This window comes from Paraburkholderia rhynchosiae, assembly GCF_002879865.1.
Taxonomy (GTDB): domain Bacteria; phylum Pseudomonadota; class Gammaproteobacteria; order Burkholderiales; family Burkholderiaceae; genus Paraburkholderia; species Paraburkholderia rhynchosiae.
This window is the reverse complement of record NZ_PNXY01000013.1, coordinates 121,801-143,661: the sequence shown is the minus strand read 5'-3', so window position 1 is coordinate 143,661 and position 21,861 is coordinate 121,801. Positions and strand designations below refer to the sequence as shown.

Annotated in this window: 19 protein-coding genes; 1 reads left to right on the top strand and 18 read right to left on the bottom strand. The window is 59.9% G+C overall.

Annotated features, from left to right (window positions below; translation table 11 throughout):
• Positions 1-23: 23 nt before the first annotated feature.
• The 11 genes from C0Z16_RS19485 to C0Z16_RS19425 all read right to left on the bottom strand — a co-directional run bounded on the left by C0Z16_RS19485 (position 24) and on the right by C0Z16_RS19425 (position 11,009).
• Positions 24-557: a DUF4142 domain-containing protein gene (locus tag C0Z16_RS19485; protein WP_102633749.1), complete on the bottom strand. Its 534-nt coding sequence runs from the start codon at positions 555-557 to the stop codon at positions 24-26.
• A gap of 712 nt (positions 558-1,269) precedes the next feature.
• Positions 1,270-2,046 carry an alpha/beta hydrolase family protein gene (locus tag C0Z16_RS19475; RefSeq protein WP_102633747.1) on the bottom strand — a complete coding sequence of 259 codons (777 nt, stop codon included), beginning with the start codon at positions 2,044-2,046 and terminating at the stop codon, positions 1,270-1,272.
• Positions 2,043-3,197: a DUF3182 family protein gene (locus C0Z16_RS19470; protein WP_102633746.1), complete on the bottom strand. Its 1,155-nt coding sequence runs from the start codon at positions 3,195-3,197 to the stop codon at positions 2,043-2,045. The genes C0Z16_RS19475 and C0Z16_RS19470 overlap by 4 nt, the downstream gene beginning before the upstream one ends.
• Before the next feature lie 165 nt (positions 3,198-3,362).
• The gene (locus C0Z16_RS19465) at positions 3,363-3,566 is read right to left on the bottom strand and encodes a hypothetical protein (protein ID WP_102633745.1); all 204 of its coding nucleotides are present in this window, start codon (positions 3,564-3,566) and stop codon (positions 3,363-3,365) included.
• A 424-nt stretch (positions 3,567-3,990) separates the two neighbouring features.
• Positions 3,991-5,001: a zinc-binding alcohol dehydrogenase family protein gene (locus tag C0Z16_RS19455; protein ID WP_102633744.1), complete on the bottom strand. Its 1,011-nt coding sequence runs from the start codon at positions 4,999-5,001 to the stop codon at positions 3,991-3,993.
• A 110-nt stretch (positions 5,002-5,111) separates the two neighbouring features.
• Positions 5,112-5,441 carry an L-rhamnose mutarotase gene (locus tag C0Z16_RS19450; protein WP_102633743.1) on the bottom strand — a complete coding sequence of 110 codons (330 nt, stop codon included), beginning with the start codon at positions 5,439-5,441 and terminating at the stop codon, positions 5,112-5,114.
• Between the two features lie 10 nt (positions 5,442-5,451).
• Positions 5,452-6,300 (bottom strand): amidohydrolase family protein, encoded by an 849-nt coding sequence (locus tag C0Z16_RS19445; RefSeq protein ID WP_175130695.1) that lies wholly within the window; start codon positions 6,298-6,300, stop codon positions 5,452-5,454.
• Positions 6,297-7,313, bottom strand: a complete 1,017-nt coding sequence (locus C0Z16_RS19440; protein WP_102633742.1) for an aldo/keto reductase — start codon at positions 7,311-7,313, stop codon at positions 6,297-6,299. Before C0Z16_RS19440 ends, C0Z16_RS19445 begins: the two co-directional genes overlap by 4 nt.
• A gap of 114 nt (positions 7,314-7,427) precedes the next feature.
• On the bottom strand, positions 7,428-8,372 hold the full coding sequence (locus C0Z16_RS19435; RefSeq protein WP_102633741.1) for an ABC transporter substrate-binding protein: 945 nt from the start codon (positions 8,370-8,372) through the stop codon (positions 7,428-7,430).
• A gap of 68 nt (positions 8,373-8,440) precedes the next feature.
• Positions 8,441-9,469, bottom strand: a complete 1,029-nt coding sequence (locus C0Z16_RS19430; protein ID WP_102633740.1) for an ABC transporter permease — start codon at positions 9,467-9,469, stop codon at positions 8,441-8,443.
• The gene (locus C0Z16_RS19425; RefSeq protein WP_102633825.1) at positions 9,462-11,009 is read right to left on the bottom strand and encodes a sugar ABC transporter ATP-binding protein; all 1,548 of its coding nucleotides are present in this window, start codon (positions 11,007-11,009) and stop codon (positions 9,462-9,464) included. The genes C0Z16_RS19430 and C0Z16_RS19425 overlap by 8 nt, the downstream gene beginning before the upstream one ends.
• Before the next feature lie 242 nt (positions 11,010-11,251).
• Here C0Z16_RS19425 and C0Z16_RS19420 point away from each other — a divergent pair, with 242 nt between their 5' ends.
• Complete coding sequence (locus C0Z16_RS19420) at positions 11,252-11,992, top strand: FadR/GntR family transcriptional regulator (protein ID WP_102633739.1); 741 nt, start codon at positions 11,252-11,254, stop codon at positions 11,990-11,992.
• 121 nt (positions 11,993-12,113) lie between these two features.
• On the opposite strand, the gene atzF is transcribed toward C0Z16_RS19420, so the two are convergent.
• The 7 genes from atzF to C0Z16_RS19385 all read right to left on the bottom strand — a co-directional run bounded on the left by atzF (position 12,114) and on the right by C0Z16_RS19385 (position 21,815).
• Positions 12,114-13,946 carry an allophanate hydrolase gene (gene atzF / locus C0Z16_RS19415; RefSeq protein ID WP_102633738.1) on the bottom strand — a complete coding sequence of 611 codons (1,833 nt, stop codon included), beginning with the start codon at positions 13,944-13,946 and terminating at the stop codon, positions 12,114-12,116.
• An 18-nt stretch (positions 13,947-13,964) separates the two neighbouring features.
• Positions 13,965-17,564, bottom strand: a complete 3,600-nt coding sequence (uca, locus tag C0Z16_RS19410; protein ID WP_102633737.1) for an urea carboxylase — start codon at positions 17,562-17,564, stop codon at positions 13,965-13,967.
• A 171-nt stretch (positions 17,565-17,735) separates the two neighbouring features.
• On the bottom strand, positions 17,736-18,377 hold the full coding sequence (locus C0Z16_RS19405) for an urea amidolyase associated protein UAAP2 (RefSeq protein WP_102633736.1): 642 nt from the start codon (positions 18,375-18,377) through the stop codon (positions 17,736-17,738).
• Positions 18,378-18,390: 13 nt separating this feature from the next.
• Positions 18,391-19,095, bottom strand: a complete 705-nt coding sequence (locus tag C0Z16_RS19400; protein WP_102633735.1) for an urea amidolyase associated protein UAAP1 — start codon at positions 19,093-19,095, stop codon at positions 18,391-18,393.
• A 12-nt stretch (positions 19,096-19,107) separates the two neighbouring features.
• Positions 19,108-19,899: an ABC transporter ATP-binding protein gene (locus tag C0Z16_RS19395; RefSeq protein WP_102633734.1), complete on the bottom strand. Its 792-nt coding sequence runs from the start codon at positions 19,897-19,899 to the stop codon at positions 19,108-19,110.
• Positions 19,896-20,711: an ABC transporter permease gene (locus C0Z16_RS19390; protein ID WP_102633733.1), complete on the bottom strand. Its 816-nt coding sequence runs from the start codon at positions 20,709-20,711 to the stop codon at positions 19,896-19,898. Before C0Z16_RS19390 ends, C0Z16_RS19395 begins: the two co-directional genes overlap by 4 nt.
• Before the next feature lie 33 nt (positions 20,712-20,744).
• On the bottom strand, positions 20,745-21,815 hold the full coding sequence (locus C0Z16_RS19385; protein WP_102633732.1) for a putative urea ABC transporter substrate-binding protein: 1,071 nt from the start codon (positions 21,813-21,815) through the stop codon (positions 20,745-20,747).
• Between the last annotated feature and the right edge of the window lie 46 nt (positions 21,816-21,861).

Below are 21,861 nucleotides of genomic sequence, written 5' to 3'. Positions count from 1 at the left end.
CGACTCCCGCAGCGCGCCCTCGCCTAGCCACCGCTTTTTCCCAGCGACGCCTGCAAGTGCCTCGCGTGCTCGAGGTGCGCGACAAAGGCCGGCCGCACCTTAACAAGAAGCGCTTTCAACTGTTCGTTCTTTGCATTCGGTATCAGAGTCTTGTCGAGCGCATCAAGAACGCTTTCGTGATACGCCACCTCGTGGTCGATGTAGGCCCGATCGAATGCGTGACCATCCAGTTTCCGGAGGGCCGCGAGATTCGCATCCCCACCGCTCTTCAGGCTCTGACTCGTGGCGTTCTCCTCAGGCGTCACGTTCAGCTTATGCACGAGATCCACAGCCGATTTGTTGACCGCGCTGTGATCGGTAATCATTTGCTGGGCAAACGCTTTTACGTCCGTCGACTTCGACCGCGACTCTGCGAGTGTGCCTGCGTCGATGTCGACCTGATTGGCCGTCACCACGATCGCCGCGATCTGCGGATCGGTTGGTCCGGCGTTTTGCGCCCAGCCAGCGACACTGACCAGGGCCAGGACGCCGAGCCAGCTTGGGTTGATGAATCTCATGATGGTATCTCCGTTGATATCTCGAACCAGCCCGGAACGACCAGGGCCAGCCCAACGCGACGTTGTGTATGTAGATAGATGTCACGACTGGGAATCCCGTTCCGGGAAATATCCCTGGTTCAGCCGCCGCCGGAGCAAGCGTTCTTGCATTACTGCCTTGCGGTCCTACAATCGTGAATGCCACCACCTGAAACGGGTCGCTTTCGGTTCTTTTGCGCTGGAGGTGTTGTCCATGCGCCATCATGAAACGCCTGTCATTTTTCCGCGCGGCTGCGCAACTTGTCCGGCCGGCCCGAGGTCGCAGACCACCGTCCGATTTCGCAATCTCGCCGCTGCGACGCTCACCGTTGTGTTTTTCTCGCTAGCCTCTACCGCAATCGCACAGACCATTGCAATTGTTTCCGGTACTTACGGCGATAACTGCGGGGTGCGCCACGGTAACGATACACGGCACCTTGCGGCGGAATGCAGTGGCCGCATGTCATGTCGATATGTCATAAAAAACCGGCTCACGGACCATCCATTGCCCGAATGCAAGAAGAACTATCGGGCGGAATGGAAGTGCGGCGCACAGGAATTCCATACCGCCGCAGTCAGCCCCGAGGCGAAGGCCGGCACGCTCGCAATTAGCTGTGTTGCATCGCACGGAGCCGGTAAATAGCAACGCCCGAAAGGCACCGGCAGAAATGTAAAGGCGGCAGCAATGTCGCGCCTACGTTCTCGTATGATCCGGCGCCGCGCCTCTGCTGCCGGCGCGCAAGCCCGCAACCATCTCCGCTAGCCAGTTCACAACCAGCGCCGTGTATGCGCGCTGGCTGCCGTCGTCGGAGAGGCCGTGATCCGCGCCCTCGATGACGCGATACGTCAGCGAGTGCGCGCACAGGAAGGCCTGCAGATAGCTGGCGATGACCGTGTGCGGAACAATCTGATCGTGTTCCGATTCGACCAGCAGCACATCGCCATTGAAGTTTGCGGCCGCACGCAACGCCCGGTTTTCCGTCGCCGGCACGATGCGTTTGCGATATTCGACAAGATCGTGCTCGACATGCAACGCACGCTTCGGTGTGGCCCAGCCGTCGTCGAGATAAAGAGCGGGCACGCGCAGACCGAGCCAGCGTACAGGACGCAACTCCGTCAGGATGGTCGCGAGGTAGCCGCCATAACTGCTGCCGATCACCGCGATCGAATTGCGGTCGATCAACGGATGGCCAACCAGCGTGTCATATGCGGCAATCAGATCGTTCAGGTTCGTCTCGCGCGTCACTGTCTGCTGTTCGCTTCGCGTCCGCGCATGCCCTGTGAGATCGAACGTCAGGCATACGCAGCCCATGGCCGTCGCCTGCCTCGCGCGTTCGAGGTACTGTTCCTGACTGCCGCCCCATCCATGCACGAAAAGCACCCCGGGCACGGTCGCTTTCGGCACAAGCATTGTGCCGTCGAGATGGCCTTTTTCGACTTTGATCTGTAGCCGGTAACGGTCTGCTGTCATCTGCTCGGCGCTCCTTTGCAGGGTTCCCTGTCTAGCGTGTAGTACTTCGTGATATGACCCGCCTGCGCGTCGACACCACGGTAGACCATGCACGCCCCAGCGGGTATCTGTGCATCCTCTCCGTAGATCTCGCGTGTCGATGCGCGCACCAGATATGCGTCCGGGTCGGCCCTGAATGTGCGCAGCGCGCCGATCTCGGCGCCCGTGGCGCCGCCGACGCGCCACGACTGTTCAAGCACACCGCAATGGAGGACGCCCGCTTCATCGAGTCCGTGAGCGACGTCGTAATTGCGCCTCGACGCAAAGAATCCGGCATAGTGGTTGTGCACCGCGGCATCGAATGCGCGCGCTTTCGCGATGGCGTCTTGTATGTTTTGCGGAAGGTCGAGCCGCACAAGCGCATCGAAGCAACCTCGCACCACGACCAGATCGGAGCCGCCATAAACTTCGTTGCCGTGATTGTTGACCGTCAGGTGTTGCACACCGTAGTAGCTCGCTAGCATGTCGTCGAGCGCGATCTGACCGACGCTGAATGTTTCGATCGCATCCAGATGCCGCTCGATCACGATGCCTTCGGCCCGCAACGCCTCGTCGCCGAGCGCATCGAGTTGCGCCTCCAGTTCATCGCGGTTGGCAACCACCGCCTGTCCGGCGCCGCCGATTCCATAAGGCCGCTTGACGCGCACGGGACCGCCTTCCCACAGTCCGCGGGCGGCGTTGCGCGCATCCTCGCGTGAAAACGCCGAGTAGCCCGGCAACACGAGCGACGCAGTACGCGAGCTGAACGCACGTGACCAGCCGGGCGGTGAAATTTTTGCGCCATCTGCCAGGCCGTGCGCAATCAGCTTTGTCGCGACAAAGGGAAACGGCACGACGCCGCCATATAAATCGCGCACGGACCGCACGCCTAGCTTGTGCGCGAGCGCCACGGTGAGCGTGTCGTCGGGGATCAGATAACGATGCGCCGGGTAAGCGCATTCTTCGTCGAACTCGCCCGCAAACTGCGTGCCTTTCAGCTCCGCGATCTGTCGCGCGAGTTCCCGAATGGTGTCCGCTTCGTGGCCCCCTGGCGCCGCCTTAGGTGACTTGCGATGCAGGAGCACCACGGGTAACGCCCGCGCCGCGGATACTGAGCCCGCTGACTGCTCCATGTTGCCCTCCCCGCGCGGAATCGCGCGTCGGCGAAGAGATATCATTATTGATACCTCGGATGCGTGAGTGACGCAAAGGTGATGCCAGCAATCAGATGACTGATAGGCTCCAATGGCGCGGTCCGATGTCAGCGCAAAAAACGAACGGAGGGATCTCGCTGCGCTTTACTCGTCAATAGCTGCGTGCAGGTACTTCCCCTGGCGAGCAATGTGCATCGACCGGTAATCCGGTGCGGTCGACGCGGTTGCCTGGGGCCCCACGTAGTGCAGTACTGCCGGCACCTTCACGATTCCCAGCAGCAGCTCCATGACGAAATTCCACGTCCCCTGGTTCTTCGACTCCTCCTGACACCAGACGACACTCTTCAGGTTCGAAAACCCGGCGGTGAGCCCTCATGAACCGTAAGCGGCGGCCTGGTTACTCACAATGGAGCACGACAATGAAGATCCTCATGGTACTGACGTCGCACGATCAGCCAGGAAACACGGGAAAGAAGAGGCTTCTGGCTCGAAGAATTTGCCGCCCTGTATTACACGTTCCTCGGCTCCCGCAATCGGTGTTGCCCTGCCCTCTTCGACTTCGATTGGAGACGTCAAGAACTGCATTATCGTTGAGCTATCGCGCTTAAGCATGGCTTGCATATCGCAAAGGGTCTACGAAAATGAGGAGGACCAGCCCACGCAGTATCTAAACGATCTTCAGCCAATGGACACCGGCCAATACAAAGTTGCGTGCATCATGCCAAACTGGAGAATTGGCTAGCTCGTGACAAACACCGGATATGCGTCAGAGTCAGCATTCGATGATGGCTTTCACTACGCCGGCGGACGGCTCAAGCAGTTTCGAGAATTCCGCAGGGACATCGGCGAGCTTCATCCGGTGTGTGTTGAGTGCCGCATCGGGCACCTGACCGGCACGCATGGCCGTGAGCACAGTTTCGAAATCTTCCGCTGTCGCATTGCGGCTTCCGATCAAGGTGGCTTCGCGCTTATGGAACTCCGGATCGGAGAAAGTGATCGGGTCTCTCACCACGGAAATCAGCACGTATTTCCCGCCGTGCGCGATAAACTCGAAGCCACGCTCCATGGCCGCCGGATTACCCGTCGCATCGAAAACCACATCGAAGAATTCGCCGTTAGTAAGTTTCGCCAGCTGGTCGACGTCGGCATCACCGATTTGCACAGTAGCCGCCACTTCAATTTTCTCGGCGCAGAAGTTCAGACGATCGAGCCGTGTATCGAGTGCCGTCACTGTGGCCCCGCGCAGACGTGAAAAAATCATTGCAGCCATACCGATCGGACCTGCGCCGACTACCAGCACGCGCTGTCCCGCCTGAACGTCTGCGCGGCGAACTGCATGCGCGCCGATGGCGAGAAACTCGATCATTGCCGCCTGATCGAGCGTGATTCCTTCAGCCTTGTGAACGAACTGACGCGGCACGCTCAGATACTCCGTCAATGCGCCATCCCGATGGACGCCCAATACCTGAATGTTCACGCAGCAGTTCGTTTTTCCGTTCCTGCAAGCAATGCACTGGCCGCATGACAGGTAGGGCATCACGTAGACCGGGTCGCCCGCGGCCAGACCGGAATCCGCATCGGCTTCTGCTACCGTACCCGACAGTTCGTGTCCCATCACGCGGGGGTAGGCGAGAAATGGCTGATTGCCAGTAAAGATGTGCAGGTCAGTGCCGCATACACCGACGCGTCGCACTCGCAGCAACACGTCGCCGCGTTCGCGCAATGGCCTTGAGCGCGTCTCAGCGCGTAGCACGCCGGGAGTTTCACAAATAACGGTGAGCATAAGTTTCCTTTTTCAGATACAGAGCCCGCGAAGCCATGTTGCGGTTTCGATGCCAGCTCGGCTAATTCGTCTCTTCATGGCGAAGTCAACGAGTGCAATGCGGGACAACACTATTCGAGGTAAAAGACCTCTTCCATCCGTGCCCAGTGTTCCGTCGGCGCACGACTTGGCAATGGCTTCTGGCACGGGCCACACAGGCGCCACCAACGTTGTGTTTCTGGGTCGTTCGCAATCTCGGCCATATCGCTTTCATAGTCATCTCCGACGTATTCCCAGTAACCGAACAACAGGTTCTCGGGCTCCCGCAGGAAAATCGAATAGCGGGTGACATTCGAGCGTTTCAGACGGGCGAGCACCGTCGGCCACACCTGTGCATGCAAGCGTTTGTATTCATCGATGTACTGAGGATCGATACCGATGACCATTCCCATTCGTTGCATCACACTCTCCCTATTCTTCGAGCCGGTAAAAACGACAAGCGTTGCCGCCGAATACAGCGTCTTTATCCTCATCGCGGGCATACCGGTCACAGTAATTTTCACAGGCGGCAAGCCACCCTGCGTAGTCGCCGAAATGCGTCGCGAGTCGCTGGACAGGCCAGTCGCTTCCCCACATAAGACGATGTGTGCCGAACAGCCGGAATAACGTTTCTACGTAGGGCTCGAAAGCGACAATGTCGGTATCCTGCGACGCCTCCGTCCATAAGCCGGACAGCTTGCAATGTACGTTTTCGAGTTTTGCCAGATCTTCCATGGCGGTTCGCCACGGCTCCAGTTGCCTGATAGCGACCAGTGGCTTGGCCGCATGATCTATAACAATCCGAAGGCTTGGATAACGCCTCGCGAACGCGAGCAATCCGGGCAGCTGACGCGGGACGACCAGCGCATCAAATGCAAGATCATTCTCGATCATCGCAGTGATCGCCGGTCGCAATGCCGGGTCGTCGATCCAGTTGTCGTCGGCAAGATCCTGCAGCATCGGCCGCAGCGCTTTCAGCTTCGGGTGGCGGGCTAAAGCATTGATCTGTTGCGGCGCGTCCGGTGCTTTCAGGTCGGCCCATCCCACCACCCCGCGAATAAAAGAGTGACGCTCCGCCAGTTCGAGCAGGAACCCGGTGTCTTTGCTGTCCGGTAAGGACTGGACCAGCACGGTTCCGTCAATGCCGCATTGTTCAAGCAGCGGTTCAAAATCGGCCGGTCCAAAGTCTCGATAGATCGCTCCGAGGCTGGCAGGTGGCCAATGCCCCACACGCGCCGTGAGCTGCCAGAAATGATGATGTGCGTCGATACGCAGGCTCACTGGACGACCTCGGGCACAGGTGCGGTGTCTGCAATCAGACCATTCGATTTCAACTCCTGCCACAATCCGGCCGGCAGCGTCTGCTCGAACCACGCGACGTTCTGCCGGAGTTGTTCGACGCTCCGCGCGCCCACCACGCACGACACAACCGCAGGATGCGCAAGCGGAAACTGCAGTGCCGCTGCGGGTAACGGAACCTCGAATTCGCGGCAAACCTCAGCCAGCCGGCGGACGCGCGACACAACACTGGCGGGGGCATCCCCGTAATTGAACTTGCCATTACCTGCCAGCACGCCGGAATTGAACACACCGCCGGCCACGATCGAATTCCCATGCTGTACGCAGTTGTCGAGAAACGGCGAGAAACAATCCTGCTCGAGGAGCGTATACCGGCCCGCGAGTAGCGTCACATCGAGCTGTATCTCCTGCATGGCTTCATGCACGACTTGCCATTCATTCACTCCAAGACCGATGGCTTTGACCTGCCCTGCACTACGCAGCGTATCGAGTGCGCGGAAACCCCCTCCGTCTGTCAACTGTTTCCAGAATTCGACGTTTGCATCGCCATGTGTCATTCGACCGATGTCATGCACATACAGCAGATCGATCTGCGCGATACCGAGACGCTGCTGGCTGTCTTCGAAAGACCGCATGACGCCGTCGAAGCTGTAGTCGTAATGCGGTCGGAAAGGGAGCGGTTCCGCCCAGCCGTCATCGCCGCATCGAACAGTCGGATCCGGCCGAAGAAGCCTGCCGACTTTCGTACTCAGCACGAATTCGTTATGCGGCCGCGCTGACAACGCGTTACCCACACGGCGCTCCGAAAGCGTGTACCCGTAGTACGGCGCAGTGTCGAAATAGCGCAGACCGAGCGACCATGCTTCGTCCATCAGCGCACGCGCCTGTTCCGGCGGCATAGTGCGATACAAGCCGCCAAGCTGCGAACAGCCCATACCGAGTGCACTCAGTTGCACTGCCCCACGCGACAGATCGCGCAGATCACCTGCTTTCATCAGAAATTCCGCCTCCAGGGATTCGTTGCTGAACGTTCAACGCCTTACCGCACGTCCTGAACGGCGCAGTCATCAAGGGCGGACAACGCCGTCGGGCGTCGTCCGCACCGCGCTTCAATACAACACGTTCTTCGCGACCGGCTGATCGATGTTGTCCTTCTCGACCATCACGACACCGGTATCCAGTTGCTTCGTAACCGGCTTGTGTTCGATAACCTCCACCGCCGTTTTGACGCCTTTGTAGCCCATCTGATACGAGCCCTGAACAGCGATGGCCTGGATGGTTCCGTCCTTGACGAAGCCCTGCAGGTCCTGGTTGCCGTCAAAGCCGATCGCGACGACCTTGCCGGCTTTGCCGGACTGCGCCAACGCGCGCCCCATCCCCACAGCCGTCGGTTCATTCGCACCGAAGATGCCCTTCAGATCCGGATTGGCCGACAGCACGTCGGTCGTCTGATTGAGCGCCGTCGCCATCTGCGACTGCGAGTAGAACGGTCCGACAATCTGCAGCTTCGAGTGCTGCGCGAGATACTTGCGGAACCCGCCCACGCGGCCAATCTCGGAACCCGCTCCAGCCACGTACGACATCACAGCGACCTTCCCGGTTTGTCCAACCCGGTCGATCATCGCTTTCGCGCACAACTCACCGGCCTTGGCGTTATCGGTCGAGAGAAACGACTGGTAATACTGCTTGCCCGAATCGGACACGAGCGAATCGATCAGGACAACTGGAATCTTTGCCTCCCAGGCCTTCTTCATTGCCGGGACCAGTGCGTCGGGATCGGACGGCGCGAGCACGATCGCCGCGACATGCCGGTTCACCGCGTTCTCGACCATATTGACCTCGTCGGCCACGGCCGACTCGGTCGCCGGTCCCTGAAACGTCATCGTGTAGCCGTTCAGCCCTTTCATGCCCTCCGTCGCGCCCTTTTGCACGTTCTGCCAGTAATTCGAGTTAGCCGTCTTGACGATAACGGCGATCTCTCCGCCCGCCGCATTCGCGTGCGCCGTCGCTGCGGTCAAAAGTGCGGCGGCCAATGCCAGATACGTCTTCCTCATGTCTCACTCCTTGGGTTGGTGATTGCACTGCTTTGTTGGACTTCTCGAATGACATCATTCGATGTGCTTTATCGGCGGTTTCTGACCTGATCGATCCAGACGGTGCCGAGAATGACCAGGCCGATAATGATTTGCTGGACGAAACTCGATACACCGTTCATGTTCAGGCCATTGCGCAGCACGCCGATGACGAACGCACCGATGGCCGTACCGGAGATCGTGCCTACACCGCCCATCAGGGACGTCCCGCCAATCACGGCACTGGCGATCGCATCGAGCTCGTACATGACGCCTTCGTTGGGTTGCGCCGTGACGAGGCGCGACATCAGCACGCAGCCTGTCAGACCGGCGAGCACCCCGGACAGCACATAGGTAAACAACGTGACGCGCCGGACATTGACGCCGGAGAGCCGCGCGGCTTCGGCGTTCGATCCGACTGCGTAGATGTGACGGCCGAGCGAGGTGCGCGTCAGCATGATCGACACGGCCACCGCCAGCACGACCATGATGATCACGGGATAGGGAATCCCGGGAAATACCGTATCGGGGAACCCATCTGCTCCGATATGCGAGATGCGGAACAACGCGCCATTCCCGAGTTCACCGAACGCATCGCCGAGTCCGGAAACCGGGCGCGCACCCGTGATCTGCAGCGCGAGACCGCGCGCGACCAGCATCATGCCGAGCGTGGCGATAAAGGGCGGCAGACCCATGCGTGTGACGCACAGGCCATTAACGAGCCCGCACAGGCCGCCCACCACCACGCCGCCGAGCATGCCGAGAGGAATCGGCACGCCGGCCTTGACGAGCAACGCGGCGACCACACCGGACAGCGCGAGTACGGAACCCACGGACAGGTCGATTCCACCCGTAATGATCACGCAGGTTGCCGCCACGCCAAGATAGGCAATCGACGTCACCTGCAAGGCGACCGTCATGCCGTTTCCGACCGAGAAGAACGCGGAACTGGTCGATGAAAAGACGAGCACCAGCATGATCAGACTGCCGAGCGCAGCGAATTTCTGGATCAGGTCGCGACGCCGGAGCTTCGCGCTCGTGTCGACAGTAGTGATCTGTTCGGATGTTATTTCAAGCATGATTTCGTCCCGATGCGAAGTGCATGATTTCTTCCTGATTGGTGTGGCGCGTCTCCAGGACCGTGGCGATCCGGCCTTCGTGGAATACCGCGACGCGATCGGACATGCCGAGAATCTCGGGCAATTCCGAACTGATCAGCACGACGCCGATGCCCTGCGCAGCGAGTTGATCCATCAACGTATAGATCGCGTATTTCGCGCCGACATCGATGCCGCGCGTGGGTTCGTCGAAGAACAGAATCTTCGATTCGCGAAACAGCCATTTGCCGATGACGACCTTCTGCTGATTGCCGCCGGACAGGTTGCGCGTGAGTTGATGGACCGTCGGCGTGCGGATCCCGAGCGTTTCGACATAACGCTGTGCGGTGGCCGCTTCTTCGGCGAAGCGGATGAAGCCCGCGCGGCCCGACACCGCCTCGATGTTGGCCAGCGTGATGTTGGTCGCGACCGGCATCTTCAGCGCGAGGCCGTCGCTCTTGCGGTCTTCCGACAGGTACGCGATGCCGTGGCGAATCGCGTCGATAGGCGAGCGGATCGAGACGCGCTCACCCCCGATATGAACCTCGCCGCCGTCCGGTTGGTCTGCGCCGAAAATCGCCCGTGCCACTTCGGTCCGCCCCGCGCCCATCAAACCGGCGAAGCCGAGAATCTCGCCTCGCCTCAGTTCGAACGAAAGCGGCCCGAATGCCGGTGCGCGCGACAGATTGTCGACCCGCAGCAGCACGTCCTGCGTCGGCACCGAGCGGCGCGGCGGGTACGCATCATTCAGCGCCCGGCCGACCATCCGCGCAACGATCTCCTCCATGCTGGTCGCCGCGAAATCGTCCGTTGAAATGTGATGTCCGTCGCGCAGCACGGTCACGCGGTCGACGATCTGCTTCATTTCGTCCAGACGATGAGAGATGTAGACAATGCCGACCCCGCTCTCGCGCAATTCCTTGATGATCCGGAACAGGTGCATGGTTTCGGATTCGGTGAGCGACGAAGTGGGTTCGTCCATGATCAGCACCTGGGCGTCGAGCGAGAGAGCCTTGGCGATTTCGACCATCTGTTGCTGGGCGATCGACAGCGTTCCCACCAGCCTGGTGGGCGGCAACGACAATCCAATGCGGGCGAGCGCGCGCTGGGCATTGCCATTGAGCCTCGCGCGGTCGATGAACGGTCCGCGTTTGGGCTCGCGCGCCAGGTAGATGTTTTCCGCAATGGAGAGGTGGGGCACCAGATTCAGTTCCTGGTGAATGATTGCAATCCCTGCTTCCTGTGCCTCAAGCGAGGACGCGAACCGCCTTTCCATGCCGCGAAAAACAATCGTGCCGGCATCCGGCCGGTATTGGCCGCTGACGATTTTCATCAGGGTCGACTTGCCAGCGCCGTTTTCGCCACAAATCGCGTGGACTTCACCGCGGCGCAATTCGAAGTGCACGTCCTCCAGTGCAATGACACCGGGAAACCGCTTCCCCAACCCGCTCAGTTTCAATAGCTCCTGGGGTTCCTCTGCAGCGAGGCCGCCCACTGCGCGCGGGGCCAGTTCGGCGCTCAGATCTGTCACGCGTGTCTCCTTTCTTGTATGCGGCGCTTGTGTTGGTCAGGCCAATCTGACGCAGATTAGAGAATAAATCGCGCATCTGGTCAAGCCAATTTATGCGTTGTTTTCATTGGCCTTACCCAGTACAAACCCGTATCCTCCATGGAAAACGATGCGGAAAACCCCGCCAGTCGGCGTGGTAGACTTGATCGCGGGCTCGGTCAGACGATCGGGCCACTTTTCCTTCCGGCAACAAGATGAAACAGACCGAACCAAAGCGGCTTTACCAATTGGTCGCCGACCAGATTCGCGGCCTCATTCACGGAGGCGATTTCCCTCCGGGGTCGAGACTGCCGGCAGAGCGCGATTTGTCGCAGCAACTGGGTGTTTCGCGCCCGTCGCTGCGCGAGGCGTTGATCGCCCTGGAAATCGGCGGCAGCGTCGAGACGCGCATGGGTTCGGGTGTCTACGTGCGCGACACCGCAAACGAAAGCGAAGGATCGCTGGCGGTGTTAGGCGAAAGCCCGACGGAAATCATGCAGGCGCGCGCTGTGATCGAAGGCGGCCTCGTCGTGCTTGCCAGCACGCGACTGACAGCCGCCTCTCTGGACCGGCTGGAGCGCAGCGTGGAGGCGATGCATCGCCTCGCCTCCGCCGGCAAATCTCCTCTGGAACCGGACCGGCAGTTCCACCTCATCATTGCGCAAGCGGCTGGCAACACGATGTTGAGCCGGTACGTGGCCGATCTGTTCGACGCGAGACGCGATCCGATCGGGGCGAGGATTAGCGAACTCGCCGAAAATACGGCGACATGGATGGCTGCCGTTGAGGAACACGAAAAAGTCCTGCATGCCCTGCAAGCAGGAGACCCGCTTGCCGCTGAAGCAGCGATGCGATCGCATCTGAAAGCTTCCGAGGAGCGTTGGGTCGGAAGTGACATCAAGAAAGTTGCGCCCAACGATGCTGACGGTAAAGCTGGCCGCGTGCGACCGGGTTGAGTTGTGAACCCAACCTGTTTGAGCTTTCCCCCCGACATTCGTCTTCCTGCCGGTCGCGTATAAAGTCGCCACGAAGGGCGGCAGCGTCCATCACATCAGAGCCCGGAGATACGAACGGCTCTCAAGCCAAACTCGACGCTCGAGCGTTGAGGCCGCGCTCATGGGCGAGCCATGCCCGCCATCCACCGAATTCGGAGATATCGGTCCCCGACTGAACGCCATACGGTTCGCACAGGAAACCGGTCACCCACGAGCCATCCGCGAGTTCGATCTTGCCGAGAGCCAGCGGCGATGGAACCGTCGCGATGAACGAGCCGAACTCCGAGGCAGGCATCTTCCACACTTCGATCTCGACCTTGACGCCGCCATCGCCCACTCTCCATAACCCCGGACGCCGTGTGCGATCCGGCGACGCCGGCAATGCGGCAAGTCGGTAGTGCGGCGCTGTATGCGTGGACTGCAGCAAAAGCGCGCCGCGAGAAAGCATGTCGCTATTCAACGGCAAGCCTTGCATGTGCGCGCCGCATACCGCGACGAGCATTCGATCGTTCGTTGCGGGGCGTCGCTCAGAAGGCGCGATTGTGTTACCCCCAACGCATTCGATGCCGCTTGTCCGTTGCAAAAGGTCCGCAATACCTAACAGATACTGGTCGGTAAACGCGCGGCCAAAAACGGTTACGCCCCACGGAAGCCCGTTCTTCATGAATGCGGTTGGTGTCGCGACGGCCGCGTAGTCCAGCAGGTTCATGAAGTTCGTGTAATAGCCAAGCAACGAGTTCGGTCCGATTGGATCTTGCTCCAGTTCGGCGAGCGTCACAGGGCGCGGATATGTCGGTGTGAGAACGCAGTCGAGTGTCTCGATCAATGCATCGCAACGGGCTTTCAATGCCTGAAGGCGATATTGCGCCTCGAATAATTCGACAGCGGTTGCGCCCGGCGCCTTGGCGAGCACATCGCGAATGACTGGAAGCACAGCGTCCGGCCTGGTCGACATCAACTCGCCCGCCACGCTGTAACGCTCCGCGACCCAGGGCCCCTGATAAAGAAGATTTGCTGCTTCAACGAACGGCGCGAAATCGATCTCGACAGCCTCGCCGCCTGCCGCTTCCAGCATCGCGCGAGCCGCGGCGAACAGCGCCGGACTCTCCGCGCATCCCGCAAACTCCAGTTGCAAAGGAACGCCGAATCGGAAAGCGGCCGGCGCGCCGAATGCTTGCGCGCAATTCCACTGCGGATTCTTGCGACTATATGCATCCCGAGGATCGGTCAGTGCAGTCAGCGAGAGAAGCTCACTCGCTTCTTCCGCTGTGGCCGTGAAGAACGTCACGCAATCGAGGGTGCGGCAAGCAGGCACCACGCCCGCGGTGGACAAGATACCTTTCGTTGGTTTGAGTCCGATCAGATTGTTCAATCCGGCAGGCACCCGGCCAGAACCCGCTGTGTCAGTACCAAGTGCAAAACTCGCGACACCGAGCGCAACAGCCAGCGATGAACCAGCGCTGGAACCGCCCGAGGGATAGTCGGGATGCGCGCTGTTGCGGCACTTTCCATAAGGCGAGCGAGTGCCGTTAAGACCGGTAGCGAACTGATCGAGATTGGTCTTCCCCAGCGGTATGGCGCCGAGCGCAATCAGTTGCGCGACCAGCGTCGCCGATTCAGAAGGCGTGTACGCGAAAGCTGGGCACGCAGCCGTGGTCTGGATACCGGCGAGGTCGATATTGTCCTTGATGGCGAATGGAATGCCGTAAAGCGGCAGGTTGGCAATGTCTTGCCTGGCGAGCCAATCGAGATACGGCGCGACTTCTTCTTCGCTCAGAAGATGAATGAAGAGGTTGAACTCTGCATTCAGGTCCGCGGCTTTCGCAAGAAGCTCATTCACGAGAGTATGAGGCGCAAGAGTGCCAGCAAGGTATGCATTCCGCAGTGCCGGAAGGCGTAGGTCAAATGACGACATGGCTGTGTGTCCTCGTATTCAGTGACGTTCAATGACTGCGATCCGTTGCCCCGCGCGCACGGGCGAGCCAGGACCCACGTAGATTTCGCCGACCGTTCCAGCGCACGGAGCACACACCGATATCTCCATTTTCATCGACTCGATGATAACCAGTACGTCATTTGCGGCAACTACGTCGCCAGTCCTTACCTTCACCTGCCAGAGGCTGCCGGCAATCTCACTGTCCACTGCCACCTCGCCATCTTCGAGAGGAGCCAGTTGCGCATCTTCGGCCACGGGTGCCTCGATTGCCTCTTCCAATGTACCCGCTTCACGCCAGCGCTCACGCTCGGCTTCGAACGCGACCCGTTGTCGGAACCGGAACTCGTCGATACTGGCAGATTCGCTCGCAACAAACGCCTGATAGTCCGGCAGAGAAAGCTCCGATTCCTCGATCCGCAGCGGGTAGCGTCCGAGCGGAAAGTCAGCGCGAATGCGCAGCAGTTCTTCTGGCGAGACTTCGTAGAAGCGGATCTGGTCAAAGAAGCGCAGTAAGTAGTGCTGCCCGGCGAAGTCCGCGACGTTGCGGTAGCGATTCCACATCTGCAGCGTGCGGCCCACGAATTGATAGCCGCCCGGCCCTTCCATTCCGTACACGCAGAGATATGCGCCGCCGATGCCCACCGAATTCTCCGCAGTCCACGTGCGCGCCGGGTTGTACTTGGTGGTCACGAGACGGTGACGCGGATCGAGCGGCGTCGCGACCGGTGCGCCCAGGTACACGTCGCCTAGCCCCATCACGAGATAGTTCGCGTCGAAGACGATGCGCTTGACTGCATCGATAGACTCGAGGTCGTTGATCCGCCGGATGAATTCGAGGTTGCTTGGGCACCAGGGCGCATCTTTGCGTACGGTGGTCATATACTTTTCAATCGCGAGTTGGCACGCGGGGTCGTCCCATGAAAGAGGAATATGGACGACGCGCGAAGGCACGCGAAGGTCTTTCATCAACAGGACGCGTTCCCAGGCCTGTTCTACGATGCCAAGCAGTTCAGTAAGAGACACATCCTCTGGCCGATAGTGAATCTGAAGCGAACGTATCCCCGGCGTGAGGTCGATCATGCCCGGCAGCGCTTTCGCTTCCAGTGTCTGCATCAGTGCATGCCCGCGAAAACGCGAAACGAGGTCGAGTTCCGGCGGACCAATCTCCAGGAGAAGATGCGTGTCGCCGGACAAGCGTGCCGCGAGCCTTTCGTCAGCAGAGCCCGTGTCGAGAACAATGGGAGACGTCAGCGACGAGCGTCTCCCGATTGGCGCGCATTGCCCAATCTCGAGGCTCTCCAGCTCGCGGTTGCGCTCGCGTGCCGCTTCGCGCGCATGCCCGATTTCTACGGGTATGAAACGAACCTTGTCGCCGGCCTTTAGCTGGCCGATGTGCCAAAGGTCGGCCTCAATAATCGTCACCGGACAGACGAAGCCACCGAGGCTCGGACCGTCGGGCCCGAGAATCACAGGCATGTCGCCAGTGAAATCGACGGCACCCACCGCATAGGGATTGTCGTGAATGTTCGACGGGTGCAGCCCGGCTTCTCCACCGTCTTCGCGCGCCCACTTTGGCTTCGGTCCGATAAGGCGCACACCGGTACGACTCGAATTGAAATGTATCTCCCACTCCGTATCGAGGAACTGCTCGATGTAGCCGGCACTGAAGTACTCCGGCGCGCCGTGCGGACCGTAGATCACGCGTATCGTGCGAACGCTCTCCAGCTTCGGTACATCGGCGAGCGACGCGCCAGCTTGCGTATCCTGCAGGGGATAAAGGTGAAGCACGTCGCCCGTGCGAATGGCGCGGCCACCATGCCCACCAAACTGACCCAGCGTGAAAGTGCTGCGACTTCCCAGATACACCGCAACGTCCAGGCCACCGCGCACGCACATATAAGCGCGCGCGCCCGCGCCCCGAATCGCGCCGAGAGCCAGCACCGAACCCGCCGGGACAAAGATGCTGGTATTCAGCGGTTGCCTGACGTCGTCCAGCAGCACTGGAACATCCGCACCGGTGATGGCGATGACGGCGTCGGTATTGAATCGCAGCGTCGGTCCGCTCATGGTGATTTCAAGAGCAGCCGCTTGCGGCGCGTTGCCAAGCAGGCGATTGCCGAGCCTCATGGCGCGGTCATCCATCGGACCTGACGGCGGAATGCCTACCGCCCAGAAGCCCTGTCGACCGGGAAAATCCTGCACCGTGGTTTGCGTACCGCCGCTGAGCACTTCAACCGTGCTCGCTCGATACTTGAGGCCCTCCAGGCAGCGGGTCCATGGTTCGCCTGAAGCAAACGGCTGGTCGTGGAGAATCTGACGCAAGTAGTCACGATTTGTCTCGACGCCGAAGATACGTGTGCTCTGCAACGCATCGTCCAGCGCGCGTCGCGCCTCTTCGCGCGTCGGCGACCACGCAATGATCTTTGCGAGCATCGGATCAAAGTACGGCGGCACCTCGCAACCGGATTCGATCCACGTATCGATACGCAGCGCACTTCCGTCGGCCTGCGGAAAAGCAACCTCGGTCAGAAGGCCCGGACTCGGTATGAAATCGCGGCCCGGATCTTCAGCGTAAAGTCGAGCCTGAATCGCATGGCCGCGCGGTGCTAGACCTGCGGCGAGCTCACTCAGAGGTGCAAGTGTTCCAGCCGCCAATTCAATCATCCATCGAACAAGGTCGACACCCCAGACCTGTTCTGTCACACCATGCTCCACCTGCAGACGCGTGTTCACTTCCAGGAAGTAGAACTGCTGGGCCGCACTGTCGTACACGAACTCGACCGTACCGGCAGAGCGATAATCGACCGCCTTCGCGAGCTTGAGCGCCGCGTCGCACAACGCTTCGGCTATGCCTTCCGGCAAGCAGGGCGCGGGGGTTTCCTCCAGCACCTTCTGATTGCGCCGCTGTACCGAGCAGTCGCGCACGCCGAGCGCGATCGCGTCTCCTTTTCCGTCGCCGAAAATCTGAACTTCGAGATGCCTGGCCCTTTCGATGTACTTCTCGATGAACACGCCCGAATCGCTGAAGTTGTTTTCGCCCAGGCGTTTGACAGCATCGAAATGCGCACCGAGTTCGTCCGCATGCCAACACACTCGCATGCCGATACCGCCACCGCCGGCAGTGCTTTTCAACATCACCGGATAACCAATGGTTTCGGCTGCCTTGAGCGCTGCGGGCAAGTCTTCCAGCAAGCCGGTGCCGTTGAGCATCGGCACGCCCTCATTACCGGCGATTTCGCGAGCCGTATGTTTAAGACCGAATACTCGCAACTGCGCGGGCGTCGGGCCGATAAACGCGATACCCGCTGCTTCACATGCCTCGCCGAAAGCCGCGTTCTCGGACAGGAACCCATACCCTGGATGGATAGCCTGCACGCCTTCGCGACGCGCAACCTCAAGGATCTTCGTCGAGTCGAGGTACGTCATTGCTGCGGGGCCGTCTCCCAGTTCATGCGCAATCGGCGCTTCGCTCACGTGACGGCTCCCCCTGTCGGCTTCTGAGAAAACGGAGACTCCCGTTACATCGAGTTCGCGCAACGTTCTGAGGATGCGGCAAGCGATTGCGCCGCGATTGGCGATAAGGATCTTCTCAAACATGGGAGAACCCAAACTCGAAGGCGGGCCGTCCCGCCGTGGGAATTTGCAGCCGCGGTCGTCCACGGCCGAAGTCGCGTCAGCGATTTGCGAGATTCAATTGTTCGCGCGTGCAGGTCATGCAGCGTCCGGAGCGAACAAGCAAGAGGAAGTAGGCATAACTGCGAATACGCTTCAGTCCCATATCAGTAGCTCCGCAGGCGTGGGGTTGTAGGCATTGCACGGGTTATTCAACTGCGGGCAATTGGAAATCAGCACGATGACGTCCATCTCCGCGCGTAGCTCGACATATTTGCCGGGTGCAGAAATACCGTCTTCAAAGGTAAGGCCGCCCTCGGCAGTCACCGGCACGTTCATGAAAAAGTTGACGTTCGCGCCGACGTCCCGTTTAGCGAGGCGACCGTCATGAGCACAGGCGCGCAGGAAGTTGTCGCGGCAGCTGTGCATGTAGCGCTTTTCAAGCGCATAACGAACCGCGTTGCTCTCCTGCGCACACGCACCGCCGAGCGTATCGTGGCGACCGCAGGTGTCTGCAACGATGGTCAACATCGCGTTACCGCGATTCGAATACAGAACGGAACCGGCTGTGAGGTACAGGCTTTTCTGATGTCGCAACGTGCGTTGCGGGTCGAAACGCTCGCGAGGATCGGCCAGACTATAGAAAAGCGTGTCTACCGCCTGATTGCCCTCGAGATCGACAATGCGCAATGTGCGCCCGGCCTTCACCTCGTGAAGCCAGGGTTCGCCAGCCGCGACGGTCTGACGGAAAGACGCGGTTTCGGGACGTTTGTCACTGACAACAAGTGTACTAGTCATGAGTAGTCCCCGCTCAGAGGAAGAATCGTTCGGTGTTGATAAAGCCGCGCACATTCTCATCGCATGCGGTCCGACACACTTCGGCCACGCCCCGGTCAGCCTCGCTCAGTTCGAGCTTCACAGGCTTCGGCGAATATTCCGGGTTGGGGTCGAGCGGGTGCTGGATCGCAGTGAGCACGACCAGCGTGTTCATCGGCGCATATAGCTCAACGTAATCGCCGGCCTTCGAGTTGCCCGTCACGAAGCTGAGCGTTCCCGCGTCGCTAACGTCGATACGACTGAAGAGGTTCAGCGTCATCAGCAAATCGGAGATGGTGAGCCCCCACTTGCTCATTTCGACGAGCAGGTTGTCGGTGCCGTTGCGATAGAAGGAGTTGCGCAACTCCTGGTAGCGACCGCTGCCGTATTGCTCGAAAACCTCATCAGCGTTCGATACGCCGCCAATGCTGTCATGCCAGCCGCAGGTGTCTGCCACGATGGCAGCGAGAACGCGCCCCATGTCCGAATAGAGGCAGTGACCCGTCGTTAGCTTCGCGGTGTGCTGGCACTTGAGCGAATCAGGCAGATTGAGCCGCTCGCTCTTTTCCGTTGCATTGACCATCATGACGCTGACGTTTGCGCCACCGCGCAGGTCCGTGATGCGAAGCGACTGTCCGCGTTTGACGATGAGCGAGGTATGACCGCCGCCAGGGACGGTTTCTTCAAGCAGCAAATTCATATCGGGTTCCCTTCAGTCCGGAATTGCTTCGACACTCGACGCGCCCTGCACCGCCGCCTGGGCCAGATGAACAGCGGACACGGAGTCGCGGCTACGGTCGAGCGGAATGTTGTAGGTAATGCGCGCGCCGTACGCTCCGGGCGCTTGCGGGTCCACCCGCGCCTTGTCGAAGACGAGCACGCGACTACCCAAGGTGAAACCTTCTTTCAGGTCATGCGTGACCATAAAGATGGTGAGCTTCGATTCGCGCCACAGGTCAGACAGCAACTCGTGCATGTCTCGGCGGATGCCGGGATCGAGCGCGCCGAACGGCTCATCAAGCAGCAGGACGCGAGGCTTCATCATCAGCGCCTGAGCAATTGCAAGGCGTTGCTGCATACCACCGGAGAGTTGCTGCGGATACCTGTTTGCGGCGGCGCCAAGACCCACGCGTTCGAGCATCGCAGCAGCCTCGTCGCGCGCTCGACGTCGCTGTGCGCCGAACAGCCGACCCGTGAACTTCGCTCGCGGAAGCTCCAGTCCAAGCATCACGTTGCGCAGCACAGTCAGATGGTCGAACACGGAGTAGCGTTGAAAGACCACACCACGATGCGCGTCCGGCTCGCCCGGCAGAGCCTGGCCGTCCAGCAGAATCTCGCCGCGCGTCGCTTGCTCCTGTCCCAGCAGAAGTCGCAGAAACGTCGATTTACCGCATCCAGACGCGCCGACCATCGAACAGAACTCACCCTCCTTGACGGTCAAATTCAAGCGCTCAAGTACAACCTGATCGCCATACTCTTTCCAGACGTTGCGGACTTCGATCATCGCGCGCCTCCGCCATACCACGGGAAGGACCACTGCGTGATCCGGTGAAGCAGTTCATCCGTAAGCCAGGCGAGCAGCGTAATCCACGCGACGTACGGCAGAATCAGGTCCATCGACAGATAGCGGCGCACGAGAAAAATTCGGTAGCCCAAACCATCCGTTGAAGCGATCGCCTCGGCTGCGATGAGAAAGAGCCATGCAGACCCGAGCGAAAGACGCATCGCTGCAAGCAATCGCGGCAACAGTTGTGGCAGCACCAGCCGCAAGATCAAAGTCCAACTGTTGGCTCCCAGCGTCTGAGCCTTGACCCACAGCTCCGTGGGAATTTCTCTCGCGCGAGCATGCAAGTCCCGAATGATCATTGGCGTAATGCCGATGACGATAAGAACCACCTTCGACAACTCATCGAGTCCAAACACGATGAAAAGAATCGGCAGCACCGCCAGCGGCGGCACCATTGAGATCACGGTGACGAACGGCGACAGCGTTGCACTGACCACCGGAAACGAGCCCGTCGCTACCGCCACCACAAGAGCAATCACCGCGCTCACGAGAAGTCCGATCCCGAGTCGTCTTAAGCTCGACAGCGTGTCGGCCCACAACAGGTACTCGCCAGTACGCTTGTCCTCAGTGAATGCGGCCGCCTTCACGGCATCACTCATCTGCGTCGCGCCGGGCAGCAACTTGTCATCGGAGTTGAGCTTCAGACGCTCGGCGGACCCCGTGAAATAGACTGCCAACAGCACGACGAACGGCAGCAGAAGTAGCATCAGGCCGCCGATCCGGCTCGGATGTCGATTGATGAGTCTCATGGTGACCGCCTCTTTAAGCCGGGGATATGCGTGTCAGAGCTTGCCCGCGGCAGCCATCTCGACGTAGGTCGGGTCAAAGCGGAGTTTGACGTTGTTCTTGTTGCCAACCACGACGTTCTTGTCGAATGCCATGCCCACAGCGTCCGCGCTATGGGCATCCTGCCCGAGCAGGCCATGGTCGAAAGAGAACTTTGCGACGCGCGTCATGATCTTCGGCATGTCGGGGCTCGTGACGAAATCAAGTGCCGCCTTTGGCGTGTAGAAGAGCGCGGTTGTCGAAAGCTGACCTCTGAAGTTTGCGAGGTCGGTGCCTGAGGCCTTCGCCATCGCAGTCAAAGCAGACGTGCTTTCTGCAGAGTTGCTGTGCATCAACGCGACCATTTCGAACCAGGCACCCGTCAGCGCTTTGCCGAGCGCCGGATTGGCCTGCAGCGTCTTCGTGTTGACGACCATCATGTCCATGATTTCGCCTGGAATCTTGCTCGAATCGAAGACTTCGGTGACGTTCGGCTGCGCTTTCATGTCAGCGAGCATCGGATTCCACGTGACGGCGTTGTGGACGGTAGGCGTCGCAAAGGCGCCTGAAATGTCAGCGTCTGACGTGTTCACGACCTTGAGGTCGCGCTCGCTCATATGCGCGCTTTCCAATGCGCGTGCCAGCAGGTAATGAGACACGGAGAACTGCACGAGATTGACTTGCTGGCCCTTCAGGTCCGAGATCTGTTTGCCCTTGCCCTTTATGAGCACGCCGTCGTTCCCGTTCGAGTAGTCGCTGACAATCAGCGCCGTCGAATCGACACCGCCCGAGGCCGGAATGGTGAGCGCGTCCATATTGGTCATTGCACAGCCATCGAACTTGCCGGCCGTGTACTGATTGATGGATTCAACGTAGTCGTTCAACTGCACGACATCGATGTTGATGCCGTACTTCCTGGCCCACTTGGAGACGATGCCTTGAGTTTTCGCCTGTCCCCACGGCATCCAGCCCGCGTAGATGGTCCAGCAAACCTTGAAGTCGTTGCGACCTGCGGCGAACGCGGCACTGGAGGCGAGTGTGGCGAGGGAGATGGCGGCAATGCAAAGACAGCGAACGAGCTTGCGCATGAGGTTGACCTCGAAGGGGACGGTTAGCGACGGCAGGGAGCAGCGC